At 40.3% G+C, this 12,681-nt stretch carries 18 protein-coding genes; 9 read left to right on the top strand and 9 right to left on the bottom strand.

The window, feature by feature from the left end:
- The first annotated feature begins 84 nt into the window (after positions 1–84).
- The 3 genes from H7R46_RS01300 to hisA all read left to right on the top strand — a co-directional run bounded on the left by H7R46_RS01300 (position 85) and on the right by hisA (position 2,187).
- Positions 85–633, top strand: a complete 549-nt coding sequence (locus H7R46_RS01300; protein ID WP_005067011.1) for a DUF805 domain-containing protein — start codon at positions 85–87, stop codon at positions 631–633.
- Positions 634–719: 86 nt separating this feature from the next.
- The gene (locus tag H7R46_RS01295; RefSeq protein ID WP_005067008.1) at positions 720–1,361 is read left to right on the top strand and encodes a 3'-5' exonuclease; all 642 of its coding nucleotides are present in this window, start codon (positions 720–722) and stop codon (positions 1,359–1,361) included.
- Between the two features lie 94 nt (positions 1,362–1,455).
- Positions 1,456–2,187 carry a 1-(5-phosphoribosyl)-5-[(5-phosphoribosylamino)methylideneamino]imidazole-4-carboxamide isomerase gene (gene hisA / locus H7R46_RS01290; protein ID WP_005067006.1) on the top strand — a complete coding sequence of 244 codons (732 nt, stop codon included), beginning with the start codon at positions 1,456–1,458 and terminating at the stop codon, positions 2,185–2,187.
- 66 nt (positions 2,188–2,253) lie between these two features.
- On the opposite strand, the gene H7R46_RS01285 is transcribed toward hisA, so the two are convergent.
- Positions 2,254–2,805: a helix-turn-helix domain-containing protein gene (locus H7R46_RS01285; RefSeq protein ID WP_025469779.1), complete on the bottom strand. Its 552-nt coding sequence runs from the start codon at positions 2,803–2,805 to the stop codon at positions 2,254–2,256.
- Positions 2,806–2,902: 97 nt separating this feature from the next.
- Here H7R46_RS01285 and H7R46_RS01280 point away from each other — a divergent pair, with 97 nt between their 5' ends.
- On the top strand, positions 2,903–3,805 hold the full coding sequence (locus tag H7R46_RS01280) for a DMT family transporter (RefSeq protein ID WP_005067001.1): 903 nt from the start codon (positions 2,903–2,905) through the stop codon (positions 3,803–3,805).
- Between the two features lie 36 nt (positions 3,806–3,841).
- On the opposite strand, the gene H7R46_RS01275 is transcribed toward H7R46_RS01280, so the two are convergent.
- The 4 genes from H7R46_RS01275 to H7R46_RS01260 are packed head-to-tail and all read right to left on the bottom strand — an operon-like array spanning position 3,842 to position 6,169.
- On the bottom strand, positions 3,842–4,147 hold the full coding sequence (locus H7R46_RS01275; RefSeq protein WP_005066999.1) for an antibiotic biosynthesis monooxygenase family protein: 306 nt from the start codon (positions 4,145–4,147) through the stop codon (positions 3,842–3,844).
- A gap of 3 nt (positions 4,148–4,150) precedes the next feature.
- Positions 4,151–4,543, bottom strand: coding sequence for a DUF4870 family protein (locus H7R46_RS01270; protein ID WP_005066997.1), 393 nt, complete (start codon positions 4,541–4,543; stop codon positions 4,151–4,153).
- 36 nt (positions 4,544–4,579) lie between these two features.
- The gene (locus tag H7R46_RS01265; protein ID WP_005066996.1) at positions 4,580–5,206 is read right to left on the bottom strand and encodes a DUF1294 domain-containing protein; all 627 of its coding nucleotides are present in this window, start codon (positions 5,204–5,206) and stop codon (positions 4,580–4,582) included.
- A 12-nt stretch (positions 5,207–5,218) separates the two neighbouring features.
- Positions 5,219–6,169: a homoserine kinase gene (locus tag H7R46_RS01260; RefSeq protein WP_005066994.1), complete on the bottom strand. Its 951-nt coding sequence runs from the start codon at positions 6,167–6,169 to the stop codon at positions 5,219–5,221.
- A gap of 112 nt (positions 6,170–6,281) precedes the next feature.
- Between H7R46_RS01260 and hisF the strand changes: the two genes are divergently transcribed.
- Positions 6,282–7,040 (top strand): imidazole glycerol phosphate synthase subunit HisF, encoded by a 759-nt coding sequence (gene hisF / locus H7R46_RS01255; protein ID WP_000880078.1) that lies wholly within the window; start codon positions 6,282–6,284, stop codon positions 7,038–7,040.
- Between the two features lie 41 nt (positions 7,041–7,081).
- Here hisF and H7R46_RS01250 read toward each other — a convergent pair whose 3' ends face one another.
- On the bottom strand, positions 7,082–7,720 hold the full coding sequence (locus H7R46_RS01250) for a hypothetical protein (protein ID WP_005066992.1): 639 nt from the start codon (positions 7,718–7,720) through the stop codon (positions 7,082–7,084).
- A gap of 109 nt (positions 7,721–7,829) precedes the next feature.
- Here H7R46_RS01250 and H7R46_RS01245 point away from each other — a divergent pair, with 109 nt between their 5' ends.
- The 3 genes from H7R46_RS01245 to H7R46_RS01235 all read left to right on the top strand — a co-directional run bounded on the left by H7R46_RS01245 (position 7,830) and on the right by H7R46_RS01235 (position 9,862).
- Entirely contained in the window at positions 7,830–8,834 is a 1,005-nt protein-coding gene (locus tag H7R46_RS01245) for an AraC family transcriptional regulator (RefSeq protein ID WP_005066991.1), read from the top strand.
- Positions 8,835–8,966: 132 nt separating this feature from the next.
- Positions 8,967–9,656, top strand: coding sequence for an aquaporin Z (gene aqpZ, locus H7R46_RS01240; protein ID WP_001045987.1), 690 nt, complete (start codon positions 8,967–8,969; stop codon positions 9,654–9,656).
- 41 nt (positions 9,657–9,697) lie between these two features.
- Positions 9,698–9,862, top strand: a complete 165-nt coding sequence (locus H7R46_RS01235) for a hypothetical protein (RefSeq protein WP_080631027.1) — start codon at positions 9,698–9,700, stop codon at positions 9,860–9,862.
- A 10-nt stretch (positions 9,863–9,872) separates the two neighbouring features.
- Here the strand turns inward: H7R46_RS01235 and H7R46_RS01230 are convergent, their stop codons facing one another.
- From H7R46_RS01230 to H7R46_RS01220, 3 genes are all read right to left on the bottom strand, one after another.
- Positions 9,873–10,115 (bottom strand): hypothetical protein, encoded by a 243-nt coding sequence (locus H7R46_RS01230; protein ID WP_000476055.1) that lies wholly within the window; start codon positions 10,113–10,115, stop codon positions 9,873–9,875.
- Between the two features lie 45 nt (positions 10,116–10,160).
- Entirely contained in the window at positions 10,161–10,760 is a 600-nt protein-coding gene (locus tag H7R46_RS01225; protein ID WP_005066989.1) for a LysE family translocator, read from the bottom strand.
- Positions 10,761–10,858: 98 nt separating this feature from the next.
- On the bottom strand, positions 10,859–11,938 hold the full coding sequence (locus tag H7R46_RS01220; RefSeq protein WP_025469778.1) for a DNA/RNA non-specific endonuclease: 1,080 nt from the start codon (positions 11,936–11,938) through the stop codon (positions 10,859–10,861).
- Between the two features lie 255 nt (positions 11,939–12,193).
- Between H7R46_RS01220 and H7R46_RS01215 the strand changes: the two genes are divergently transcribed.
- Positions 12,194–12,637, top strand: a complete 444-nt coding sequence (locus H7R46_RS01215; protein WP_005066985.1) for a hypothetical protein — start codon at positions 12,194–12,196, stop codon at positions 12,635–12,637.
- Positions 12,638–12,681 lie beyond the last annotated feature (44 nt).

Raw genomic sequence — 12,681 nt, 5'->3', positions numbered from 1 at the left:
TAATCATTTATAGAATGATGTTTTATTCAACAAAATATTGAATATTTATACTTTTAAATAAAACCAAATGATCAGGAAAACAAAATGAATTCACCTTTTGAAAATCAGCCACTTCAACAAGATTCACCCTTTAAAGCTAGTGGTCGTTTTGGGCGACTCTCTTATGCTGCTTGGACATTCTTATTTTCACTCGTCATCGGTATCGCCGTTGTCATCATCGCTTTTACTTTTGGGTTTACATCTAGTCAGGAACTAACTGGTCTTTCTACGGCAGGCATGATTGTTATCGCCATTCTCTATATTGTTTGCCTCTATGTAAGCTTTGTATTTACCATCCGCCGCTTGCACGACCGCAATAATACAGGATGGCTATCATTACTGATGCTGATCCCCGCCGTAAACCTCATTTTTATGATCTATCTCTTTGCGGCAAAAGGTACAGAAGGCAATAATGATTACGGCCCACAGCGCCCTACCCCTGGCTGGGAACGCGTTTTAGGCTGGATTTATATTATCCTAATTCCACTTGCTTTGGTTTTTGCTGTCGTTGCCACAATCATGTCTCCGACCTATGAAGGCTATGTCGAGAAAAGTGAAAGTGTGGTCATTGGTACACCTTCTCAGTCTCAGTAATTTTTAAAGACATTCATAAAGCCTAGTCCTCTAGGCTTTATTCATATATAAAGTGAATAGCCCAATTCATTTGTACGCTGTTAAATATGTCCGAAGCCTTTGCCCTCCTTGATAAAACCTCTATTCAGCAGCTTCCTCCTTTTGAAAATCTTAACCACCATAATATTGTGGTGATTGAAAATATTGAGCAATGCAAAAGTATTGAAGAAGAATTAAAAAACGCTGCAATTTTGGGATTTGATTCTGAATCTAAACCTACATTTAAAGTGGGTGAAATCTCAACTGGTCCACACTTGATTCAACTTGCTACAGCACAAAAAGCCTATTTATTTCATGTCAATTCATCGACTTTAAAATTCTTGCAGCCCATTTTATCTAACCAGAAGCAAATTAAAGTCGGTTTTGGCCTTAAAAATGATAAGCACATTTTTCATAAAAAAGGTATAGAGCTAGAAAGTTGTGTGGACCTTGCCAAAGGGTTTAGTCACTTTGGTTTTAAACAGCAAATGGGCTTACAAAAAGCGGTAGCACTGTTATTTGGACAATATCTCGCAAAGTCGAAAAAAGTCGGAACTTCAAACTGGGCACGAAAGCCACTTACATCTCAGCAAATAAATTATGCCGCCGCTGATGCTTATGCTGCATTACTCGTATTTGAAGAGCTCAGAAACCAAAAACTATTACCCGCTCACATTTCACAAACTATTCAAACCGCACTTCAAGCGTAAAGTAATAAAAGTCTTTTCTAAGGCTTAGCGATTGATCAATACTTTGCTAAGATGTGCACAATTTCATAATCATGATGAAGCAAGGAGCGGAAGCATGCTAATCATTCCAGCAATTGACCTGAAAGATGGTAAATGTGTGCGTTTAAAACAAGGGCGTATGGAAGACGATACCGTTTTCTCTGACGATCCAGTTGCAACTGCCCAGCATTGGGTAAATGAAGGTGCGCGCCGTTTGCATTTGGTTGATTTGAATGGCGCTTTCGCAGGTACTCCAATTCATAAACCTGTTGTTGAAGCGATTGCTAAAGCTCAGCCAGAATTACCAATTCAAATTGGTGGTGGTATTCGCTCATTAGAAACGATTGAACACTATTTAGAAGCTGGCGTGACGTTTGTCATTATCGGCACTAAAGCTGTTCAAGAACCTGAATTTGTAGAAGAAGCTTGTAAACGTTTTGCAGGCCACATCATTGTTGGTATTGATGCCATGAATGGTATGGTTGCAACTGACGGTTGGGCAAACGTTACTGATGTGAAAGCAACTGATTTAGCGAAACGCTTTGCTGATGCAGGCGTGTCTAGCATTGTTTATACAGACATTGCTCGTGACGGCATGATGCAAGGTGTAAACGTTGAGCAAACTGTAAACTTGGCTCAATACTCAGGCTTACCAGTAATTGCTTCTGGTGGTGTAACCAACCTTGATGACGTTCGTAACTTAAAAGGTCAACCGGGTATTTTAGGTGTGATTACAGGCCGCGCAATTTATGAAGGTACTTTAAACCTTCGTGAAGCTCAGCTTTTGTTAGATGAAAACCGTCTTTAATTTTTAAGATGTAAAAAGAGCCGCTTTAGGCTCTTTTTTATTGCTGTCATGAAAATATATTCCAAATCAATACACCACATTACGAGTAAATTTAAGCACTTGGTTACCACTATTGATATAGGTATAAGTAACAGAACTTTTAAAAATAAAAGATGAACCAGCTGGTATTATTCTTTTGCTGTCAGTAAATTGTATGGTCAACTCACCTTCTAATACGTAAATAATTTCCTGCCATCCGTCTGCATCTGCTTCCGCCACGTAAGACTCTCCCACTGCCAACGACCATATCCAAAGCTCAACTTGGGAACGAGATGGAACTGAAGCGAGCAAGGTTGCTTTACTTTCTTCATCTTTACCCTGCCAAGCGAGTGCATTTACTACAGCATGTTCTTTATGCTCAGGTGCACTCACAATCGTTTTAAAATCCACACCCAACACTGCTGCAATCGCATCGAGTTTGGCCAAACTAATATTGACCTGTCCAGTTTCCAAAGCAGCAATGGTTCGTCTACTCACACCTGCCTGATCTGCCAAATCTTGTTGACTCAAATCTCGTTCATCTCTTAATAAACGAATATTTGTGCCTACGTGCTGTAAAACGGTACTCGACTGGCTCATAGAATGGATTAGTAAGAAAATTTGAGCAATATATTGCACAAAATACAAGAATAGCGCAATATGTGCAGTATATTGCACAATTTAATTTAACTTGAGTATGTCACCAATTTCTCTGAGTTCAAGCAAAGCCCCACAGTTAGCCCTCATTTTGATTACGATCATTTGGGGTGGAACATTTCTTACTGTGCAGTATGCACTGCATTTTTCATCGCCTATGTTTTTTGTAGGCTGTCGTTTTGCTGTAGCAGCTCTTACTTTGCTTCTTATCTCATTAAAAAGCATAAAAGGCGTCACGTTAAAAGATTTAGGTGCTGGTTGTGCGATTGGTCTTGTGATTGCGGCAGGCTATGGTACCCAGACCATTGGCCTGCAAACCATTCCCAGTAGTGAATCAGCATTTTTAACAGCGCTATATGTTCCGCTTGTTCCTATTTTAATGTGGCTCATCTTTAGAAAAATTCCACACATTATGACTTGGGTGGGAGCCGCTCTTGCTTTTGCTGGCCTTGTTTTATTAACGGGCAATGGTTTTGAACAAATTTCCTTAAGTTTTGGGCAACTTTTAACAGTCCTAGGTGCCTTTGCGATTGCTTTAGAAATTATTTTTATTAGCTACTTTGCTGGAAAGGTAAATTTACGCCGCGTCACAATCATTCAACTTGGTGTCGCTTCTCTACTTTCTTTCGCCACCATGCCTATGGTAGGTGAACATACGATTCCAGCATTTTCATGGCCCCTAGTACTGATTGCTGTTGCATTAGGTTTAGCGAGTGCGCTCATTCAATTTGTTATGAACTGGGCTCAACGTGTGGTTGATCCTTCACGTGCTGCAATTATCTATGCAGGCGAACCTGTTTGGGCAGGAATTATTGGTCGAATTGCAGGTGAGCGTTTGCCATTGATTGCCCTTTTGGGAGGTGCTTTAGTGGTCTTAGGCGTTTTAGTCAGTGAGTTAAAAATTAAGTTACCTATTAAAAAAACTAAAAGAATTCGAGAATAAAAAAAGAGAGCGTTAAGCTCTCTTTTTTACTATCTATTATTTTTTCTTCAATAACGTACACGGTTGGTAGTACTCAACCGTCGGCATTGGGTCATAAAATGGATGGAGCAAAGTTTTCCATTCTTGATAAGCCTCAGACTTCCTAAACCCTTCTGTATGGTTTTCAATTTCATCCCAGAAAATCATTAAAATATAATGATGGGGATCGGTTGCATGCTTAATCAGTTGAACAGCATTAAAGCCTTTCATTGGATAAACAATATGTTTAGCCTGCTCGAATGCCTCAAGAAATGCTTCACTTTGCCCAGACTTTATACTCAAATGTACATGTTCAATAATCATAATTTATTGATACATCGGGCGGTTATCATTTAACGCAATCAATCCACGAATTGCACGATATACAATCCAGATCCACGCAGCACCAATTACGCCCACACAGAATACGGTCGATGAAACGGCAACGCCTGCAAATAGATTAGTGTTTTCGCCTGTAAAGAACAGGAAAATAAACGGCAGAAAGGCAATAATATTCCAAGCCAGATACCACCAGAATGTTCTGATTTGCCATGTAAAGTGGCTCGCAAAAATCGAGCCTTGTACATCAGAACGTTTTACGTAATTAATAATTAAAGCAATAACCGCAAGTAAGCCGCCTGTAAAAATGGCAACGATATAAAGTACATATAAAATAAGTGTTAAAGTACGATTTGTATCTTGGTCGATAGAACTATTCATTTTTATACCTCTCAAGTTTATTAAAACGATTTACTTTTATGAGCCCCGCAATACGTTTAAGGGAGAAATTAGCCACAAAATCAAAAGTAAATGAAAGAATATGGTACAAAAATAAATCTTACGAAAGGGTTGTTTTTGTGTTTTATGTCTCAGTTTTTGTTGTGCCCACCATGCAGCTGGCCAACCTCCTAAAAAGCTAACAATGTGCAATGTTTGTTCAGGTACACGGCGATTACCCAATTGTGCGGCTTCTTTATCTTGAGAATAAAGCCAATAACTTAAGGCATTCATCATTAAAACAAATAACAAAGTGTAGGCGGGTAAGATATGAATAAAGCTCATAATTCCCATTAAAACGAAATAAAATACGATCCCCATTTGCATTGCAGACCAAGGGTTAGCTTGAAAAGAAGATTCTGCTACGGGCTTTGACGCTTTTCGGGTTTGAGATGCTTTTAAATAGGTGACCTGCTGAGCACGAAAACGGCCTCGTTCATCGAGGATCACCCGATATTCCAGTGCACAGCCAATAATTGGCCGAGGTCCGGGGCGTGCAAAATCTTTGATATGCAAAAAGACTCGCTCTTTTTCAGCATCATCCGGCTGAATAAAGCCATAACCTTTTTCGTCGAACCATTCGACTAAACGCCCCTGATCTCGCATCTTTATTCCCTTTTATGCTTTTACATGACTTAAACGGTCTTGCATCATTGCTCGCATTTCTTGCGGGTCTTTTTGCAAAATGTCATCGCCGGTACGTCCTTCTTCTTTATTTTTTTGAGCAACTTGCAAACGCATTGACCAAAAACGGCACGCTGCCATTGCCAAGAATACATCTAAACATGCAAGCTCATCTGATGTAAGCGTACGAACTTTTTGGTATGCCGCTAAGTAAGCTGCGACTTTGTCTGAGTTTAAATGCGCTGCTGGATATTCGGTACAAAAATCATTGATGGTAATCGCAATATCAAATAGCAATTCATCTTGATTTAACTCATAAAAATCTAGAATACCTTGTAATTGCTCACCTTCAAACAAAGTATTGTCGCGGAACAAATCAGAGTGAATAAAACCTGTTGGTCGATTTGAATACTGCGCTGTTTTCGCATTAAAAGCTTGATAGACCTGCTCAAGTAAAGTTTGGTCATCTTGAGTCATGCTTGGTTTCAGCTGCTCTGCAACACCTGTCCAGTATTGATGATCACGTCGATATTCACGCTCAAGTGGAAAATCTTGTAAAGCCACATGCAGTTTCGCCTGTGCATCTGCAATTGCTGCAACTTGCGCTACTGTCGTTTGCATGGGATGGTGCCCCATTAAACGTGGTGCAATTTGTGCAGGCTTGTCTGCAATCACATGAACCGCTTGTCCGCTGTGTTTTAACGGCACGGCAACGGGTACATCATGAGTTCCCAATTGTTCAAGAACAGGAATGAGTTCGCCCGCCCCTTGTGCATCTAACTCTTCAAACACGGTAAGTACATACTGTTTGCGGTTTACATCAACCAAAAAATAATTGGTGTTTTGAATACCTCCCTGAATTGGGTTCAGCTCCAACACCTCTAATCCATAAGGTGCAGCAAAGGCGCGAACTTCATCTAAACTCAACGGGGTATAAACCGACATGGAAAACCTGCAAAAAACATCTGTGAAGTTTGATAGAATACCTCTTCCCTCCATGAAGGTGTAGCGCCTGTGTAGGAACTTTCACCAACGGCGATTATTTTTGGAAAAAGCTATGCTTGCTAAACGTATTATTCCTTGCCTAGACGTTGATAACGGACGCGTAGTTAAAGGCGTTCAATTCCTCGATATTCGTGATGCTGGCGACCCTGTTGAAGTGGCACGTCGCTATAACGAACAAGGTGCAGACGAAATTACTTTCTTAGACATTACCGCTACACATCATGGACGCGATACCACTTACCGTACTGTTGAACGTATGGCCGAGACTGTATTTGTGCCATTAACTGTCGGTGGTGGTGTACGTAAGGTTGAAGATATTCGTGCGTTATTAAATGCAGGTGCAGATAAAGTGAGTATTAACTCAGCTGCCGTATTTAATCCAGAATTTGTTCAAGAAGCTTCTCAGCACTTTGGCGCACAATGTATTGTGGTTGCGATTGATGCCAAAAAAACTGGCGACAACAAATGGGAAATCTTTACTCACGGTGGCCGTAAACCAACGGGTATTGATGCCATTGAATGGGCTGTAAAAATGGCTGACTACGGTGCCGGTGAGTTGCTGATTACCAGTATGGACGCTGACGGTACTAAAGCAGGTTACGATATTGCTTTAATGCGTGCCATTAATGACCGCGTTACCATTCCAACGATCGCTTCAGGTGGTGTGGGCAACTTACAACATCTTGCAGACGGTATTCTACAAGGTGGTGCCGATGCAGTATTGGCAGCAAGTATTTTCCACTTTGGCCAATATACAATTCCAGAAGCTAAACAATATTTAGCTGAACAAGGCATCGAAATGCGCTTGTAAGCTTAATCATAATTAAAGGGGCAATATGCCCCTTTAATTTTTTATGCAGCACCATCGACCGAATTTATGTCGCTAACGAGTTGAGGCTTTTCTTTTTTCTCGACCCATTTTGCTGGAAAGATTTTTTCTACAGCTTGAGACAATGGTCTAGCAAGTGCAGTAGGTAACCGTATACCCAAAGGGTTTTGCTCTTTTAAATCTGCCGAAGATACCACTCGTGTTCCCATTACATAATCAAACCAAGGTTTGGTCACACACCAATTAGCGTCTTGATTAGAGTTCATGTGGTGGTCGTAATGCCATGGAATTTTATGCTTTGCCCAGTCAGGCTCTAAATGTGCACGGCGATGAATATAATAATAATTTCCTGCACTGTACCAAGCTGCGAGTGCCATACCTTTTGAAAACGGATAGAAAATTGCACTTGAAACGGTTGCCACCACAGCAAGTGAAATTAACTCATTTTTAGTTCGCCAGTTTCCAACGCCTTCCACATAGCAATCATCATGAAATTGTTGTTTACGGACTTCACGATGGTGTGCCCAATGAGATTCCATGCTTTTTGGTACTGGGCTATAACGTGGTTTTCCAGCACGGTGTACACCATGCAAAATATATTTGTGTGCTACCCATTCAAATGCATTGGCAACTGCAATTCCGGCAATAAACCCTTTTAACATCACCTAACTCCTTTTTCTTTTTATTGAGCATATAAAATTCGTTATGCTAGGTATTGACCAGAATTTATGGTTTCATTGACAAATCACGACAAGAAAGAGGTGGTTAGGGATGCCACAACTAAAGAATTATACTGGCTCAGTATATGGAGGACTGGGACATCTATTAAAAGCTTATTGCGAAGCCAATCATTTAGCTATTCCTGAACAATTAGAGCAAATTCAAAATCTGGAACGCTTTGACTACGTCGTTTGGCGTGATCTATTAGAAGTGATTTATAAACTGGACCCGAAGCAGGGATTAGGTCTGGAAATTGCCAAATATGTGCAACCCAAACACTTAGGGATTATTGCCTACCTTGCTCTCTCTTGCGACAACTTAGGTGAAGCCTTAATTCGCTATCATGATTTTCACCGTCTGATTTATGACGGGAGCCCATTAGTGGTTGAGCTACAAGGGAGATATGGTTCTATTCGCTGGGAAGCGACTGAGCTACACCCTACCCAGCTTACCGATGAAATCGCGATTGCGTTGGTGATTCAGTTCTTACGACTTTTTATGTCTCATGAAGACGTGTATTTACATGAAGTACGTTTCTTAAATACTACCCCTAAAAATATCAGGGTCTATGAACAATACTTTCAATGTCCCGTTCGTTTTAGCCAGCCACGTACAGAGTTACTCATTCCAATTACAGAAATTAATAAGCCACTTAGCAGCGCTGACCACACGTTGCAGCAACTATTGGTTCAGCAAGCACAAGCACTTTTAGAACAATTACCAAATTCGACCCAACTTGATCAGCGTTTACAGCATTCAATTTTGACTGGGCTACAAAAGAATCAATATCAAATTGAATATATTGCTGCTCAATTAGGCCTATCAGTTCGACAACTCCAACGACACTTACAACAACAAGACACCACCTTTCAGGAACGCGTACAGCAAGTGCGATTTATGCTCGCAACCGAGTATTTAAAAGATCCGCATTTAAGCTTACAAGAGATCGCACTTTTACTTTGTTATTCAGAACAAAGTGCTTTTCAAAGAGCATTTAAACATTGGACCAATCAAACACCCCAGCAATGGAGGAATCAATTTTTAGACAAAGAATAACCAACCAAAACTTACAAATCTTTTCTTGATTAAAACAACACTGAAAACAAAAATTTCATATAGTCACATGCTTAATTTTTTGTGACAAATTTCACACTAATTAAAAAATACATCAATAGATGAGTAATCACAATGAATAAATATTTTGCTGAATTCCTAGGTACGTTTTGGCTAGTCTTTGGTGGTTGTGGTAGCGCAGTTTTAGCCGCAGCTTTCCCTGAACTTGGTATTGGCTTTGCAGGTGTAGCCCTTGCCTTTGGTTTAACCGTACTCACAGGTGCTTATGCTCTAGGGCATATCTCAGGTGGACATTTTAATCCCGCGGTAAGTGTTGGCCTTTGGGTCGGTGGCCGCTTCGATGTTAAAGATTTAATTCCCTATATCGTTGCTCAAGTGGTCGGTGCGACTGCTGCTGCATTTGTTCTCTATATTATTGCTCAAGGCCAAGCGGGCTTTAGCGGTGTTGGTGGTTTTGCTACCAATGGTTTTGGTGACTTATCACCAAACAAGTTTGGCTTAGGTTCTGCTTTTATTATTGAAGTGGTACTTACAGCTTTCTTCTTAATCATTATTTTAGGTGCAACTGATCGCCGTGCACCTGCTGGCTTCGCTCCTATTGCAATTGGTTTGGGCTTAACACTCATTCACTTAATCAGTATTCCGGTGACAAACACTTCGGTAAACCCTGCACGTAGTACAGGCGTTGCGTTCTTTGCTGAAACTGCTGCGTTAAGTCAATTGTGGTTGTTCTGGGTGGCACCGATTCTAGGAGCTGTGATTGGGGCAATTATTTATAAGGTGGTAGCTGGCGATAAAGATTAACTTTACCTAGACTCAATCTACTATCGCGGAAGGTGACATGGATGTCACCTGTTGAGCAGGGGTACATGGATGTACCCTCTGATCAACAAAGCCTTTTGTTTACTTTTGGGCTTTCAAAAGTAAAAAATGTCTATACTCACTCAATAAAATCTAACGTGGTATTAAAGACTGTATGGCAGCATGACCATACTAAATATCACGTATAGCATGCATAAATTATAAAAACGGATTATTAATTTCTTGTTCAGCTGGTCGTTCAATTTTCTCAGGCAACTCTTCTTTTTCCAAAGCTGCAACCACATCGTTTAAAAAGCTCTGTAATGCCTTTGCCTGTTCTAACCCGACTTTGTCTTTGGTAATTTGCAAGTTGCCGTAAATGCTGACGCAATCGACATCATTTTCTAATGTTAAATCTTCAATTGATGAAGACTCTGTACCCTTTTCAAATGGCTTAAACATAGGTCTTATCTCGTTGTTATATCTTCACAGTGTAATACGATCAATTTAAAAAAAATCGATCAAAATTAAAAGAGCCGATAAAATTAAAAAAGCGCCCATCAAGATATTAAAATATTTCAAACGGTTGCCCTGATTGAGCACCACTGAAAATTTATCACCACATAGTCCCCAAAAGAACAAACACGCGTAGCAAGTGAAAAAATAAATAACGATAAAGATCGGCAACGACTGTGGGTTTTCAATGCTAGTAAACATGGTAATGCCTGACACACAAGCCAACCACGCTTTGGGATTCAGCCATTGTAATAAGAACCCATCTTTAAAATTAGGAATAATCATTTGCTCTACAGGAACACTGGAAATAGAAATATTTGCAGCAGAAAGAATAATTTTAATCCCGATATAACAAACAAATAGCGTTCCACAAACTGCGAGAATTTTTAATACAACAGGAAACTGAGTTAATAAACTCTGAAGACCAAATGCCATAAAAATTAAAAGCAAGGTAAAACCAATTGTGGCGCCTGAAATATAGGGAAGCGATCTTTTTAAACCGTGATTTAAACTGGTTGATAAAATGACAGTGTTTACTGGCCCTGGGGTTATAGACATTGCAAATGAAAAAAGAAACATCGAGGCAAACATTGTTATTGTCCTTATTAAAATAAGATCCATAGACAGATCTGTCTATGGATTCTATTTTAATCAATTACGGTGTTGCAATAACAATCAAAAAAAGCTGCTTATTTCATTATTTGCAAGAAATAGTTCACCAAGGCTTCTACCAGTTGTTTCACAATTGCCTTTCTCGTTTCTTCATCAATCGTTGGAACTTTTGCTTCCATTGGCTCCGAAGAACCAGTTTTTTGCTTTTTAAATTGGTCTTGTAGCGCTTGAATTTGGTCAGCGTTTAAGTCTTGCTCACACTGACTTTCGCCATCCCAATGTAAATAGTCTAGCTTTTGATTTGGCTTAACTTGGCTCGCTGTTAAAGGTAGACGATAGACATTACGCTTTTGTTGCTCGGTTAACTGCGGGAACAGGTTAACGCCTAAGCGCTCCTCAAGGTAGCAAACGCTCACAACCTTCACTTGTAGAGAATTATTGTTAGGTGCGTAATAAGCGCCGATCGCGCCAGTTTTTGGCATATACACCGCTTTATAAACTGCGGTAGGAACAATTACACCCTGCCCAATCGTCTTAAGACGTTTGCCTTCAAAAACAGGACCTGTCACCACATAAACATCTTGTTTTTGTTTAGTGGCAATAGCACGGGTCGCTTCTTCGAGCTTACGCCATACTTCTTGGTTATTTTTAGGGGCTTGAGGCACCATGTTGCTGAGCGAGAAACTATCAGATTGGGATTCTTTATTTGGCATATCACCATTTGGCGCCATATGCCCACGGTCATAACCTGAACCGCGATAGTCACTTAACAGTGCCCGATGTTTCTGATCAACACGGGTTTCTTCATGGAAGTTATCCTCACGCTTAATTTTTACACTTAAACGTTCTGCATTTAAATGCTCTGCCGACCATAATGGCGTTTTAGAAATACCTGAATACAAAACGTTAAAGCCATTAAAGCACAGCGGATAACTGTCTTTTTTTAGACTGTCTTTATTTAAAGCAGGTGGAACTTCACGATAGAACTGATTAAGACAAGTCGAGTTAGTCGTTAAAGGTGAAAACCACTGCGAAATCTTTTCACTACCAAAAGCAATCGCAAAACTTCCCGCAGCAATACAAGCAAGAATAATCTTGCCAAAATGCTCACTTAGAGAGAAAGAGTTTGTACCTTTACTACGTTTTTTACTTGCCATGTTTCTATCAATACCACTGTCCACACGCAGCTTAACAATCCTGCTTTTTTAAGTATATCTCTTATCTTTCAAATGGTTAAAACATGGTCATCTTTTTTGTAACTCCATTACCCATTACGTAACAATCTGTTGGAATTATGAGAGCCTTTGGCTATTGAATTGCGCCAATTGCGTATCTTTCGTTGAAAAACACTGATTGCTTATGACATGGTTAGCTCCACAAATTTGGATAAAAATATAATCGGAGTCCACTTAATGATCCATTCAAAGATTATTGGTATTGGCGTAATCACGGGATTATGTAGTATGGCCGCTTTGGCTGAGCCAGCAGTCCAGCCAGGAGATACTTTAGAAAGTTTGTCTAAAGTAAAAGTAACCACAACCGTAAATGGCCAACCAGGCTCTATTAGCGATTTAGTCAATAGCGGACAAGTACAGCAAGTTTCTGCTGCACCAACAAATGCAGCGCCTACAGGTGCTCCTATTCCTGCGGACGTTCCACCAGCGCCTCCAGCAGGTGGTGAAATGGCGCCACCAGCAGCACCAACTGATGCAGTACCACCTGCACCGAACCAAGCGCCTCCAGCGCCACAAGATCCGAACACTCCACCGCCTCCGGCAGATCCAAGTCAGTCGGCAGACCCGATGGCAAAAGATGGTGCTTTACCAGCAGATGCACCTATGCAACAAGCTCAATAATTAGAGCCATAAAAAAACCAAGACTTATGTCTTGGTTTTTTATT

The sequence above is a fragment of the Acinetobacter sp. BEC1-S18-ESBL-01 genome (assembly GCF_014169935.1).
GTDB classification, from domain to species: domain Bacteria; phylum Pseudomonadota; class Gammaproteobacteria; order Pseudomonadales; family Moraxellaceae; genus Acinetobacter; species Acinetobacter pittii.
Note: the sequence above shows the minus strand (reverse complement) of the source record. Positions and strands in the feature narration are given on the sequence as shown.

Coding starts and splice junctions, on each gene's coding strand:
- H7R46_RS01280 (WP_005067001.1), top strand. CDS start 2,903: ATGTCACCAATTTCTCTGAGTTCAAGCAAAGCCCCACAGTTAGCCCTC.
- H7R46_RS01225 (WP_005066989.1), bottom strand. CDS start 10,760: ATGTTTGCCTCGATGTTTCTTTTTTCATTTGCAATGTCTATAACCCCA.
- H7R46_RS01215 (WP_005066985.1), top strand. CDS start 12,194: ATGATCCATTCAAAGATTATTGGTATTGGCGTAATCACGGGATTATGT.
- H7R46_RS01250 (WP_005066992.1), bottom strand. CDS start 7,720: ATGTTAAAAGGGTTTATTGCCGGAATTGCAGTTGCCAATGCATTTGAA.
- H7R46_RS01220 (WP_025469778.1), bottom strand. CDS start 11,938: ATGGCAAGTAAAAAACGTAGTAAAGGTACAAACTCTTTCTCTCTAAGT.
- aqpZ (WP_001045987.1), top strand. CDS start 8,967: ATGAATAAATATTTTGCTGAATTCCTAGGTACGTTTTGGCTAGTCTTT.
- H7R46_RS01285 (WP_025469779.1), bottom strand. CDS start 2,805: ATGAGCCAGTCGAGTACCGTTTTACAGCACGTAGGCACAAATATTCGT.
- H7R46_RS01235 (WP_080631027.1), top strand. CDS start 9,698: ATGTCACCTGTTGAGCAGGGGTACATGGATGTACCCTCTGATCAACAA.
- H7R46_RS01270 (WP_005066997.1), bottom strand. CDS start 4,543: ATGAATAGTTCTATCGACCAAGATACAAATCGTACTTTAACACTTATT.
- H7R46_RS01265 (WP_005066996.1), bottom strand. CDS start 5,206: ATGCGAGATCAGGGGCGTTTAGTCGAATGGTTCGACGAAAAAGGTTAT.
- H7R46_RS01245 (WP_005066991.1), top strand. CDS start 7,830: ATGCCACAACTAAAGAATTATACTGGCTCAGTATATGGAGGACTGGGA.
- H7R46_RS01260 (WP_005066994.1), bottom strand. CDS start 6,169: ATGTCGGTTTATACCCCGTTGAGTTTAGATGAAGTTCGCGCCTTTGCT.
- hisA (WP_005067006.1), top strand. CDS start 1,456: ATGCTAATCATTCCAGCAATTGACCTGAAAGATGGTAAATGTGTGCGT.
- H7R46_RS01300 (WP_005067011.1), top strand. CDS start 85: ATGAATTCACCTTTTGAAAATCAGCCACTTCAACAAGATTCACCCTTT.
- H7R46_RS01275 (WP_005066999.1), bottom strand. CDS start 4,147: ATGATTATTGAACATGTACATTTGAGTATAAAGTCTGGGCAAAGTGAA.
- H7R46_RS01230 (WP_000476055.1), bottom strand. CDS start 10,115: ATGTTTAAGCCATTTGAAAAGGGTACAGAGTCTTCATCAATTGAAGAT.
- H7R46_RS01295 (WP_005067008.1), top strand. CDS start 720: ATGTCCGAAGCCTTTGCCCTCCTTGATAAAACCTCTATTCAGCAGCTT.
- hisF (WP_000880078.1), top strand. CDS start 6,282: ATGCTTGCTAAACGTATTATTCCTTGCCTAGACGTTGATAACGGACGC.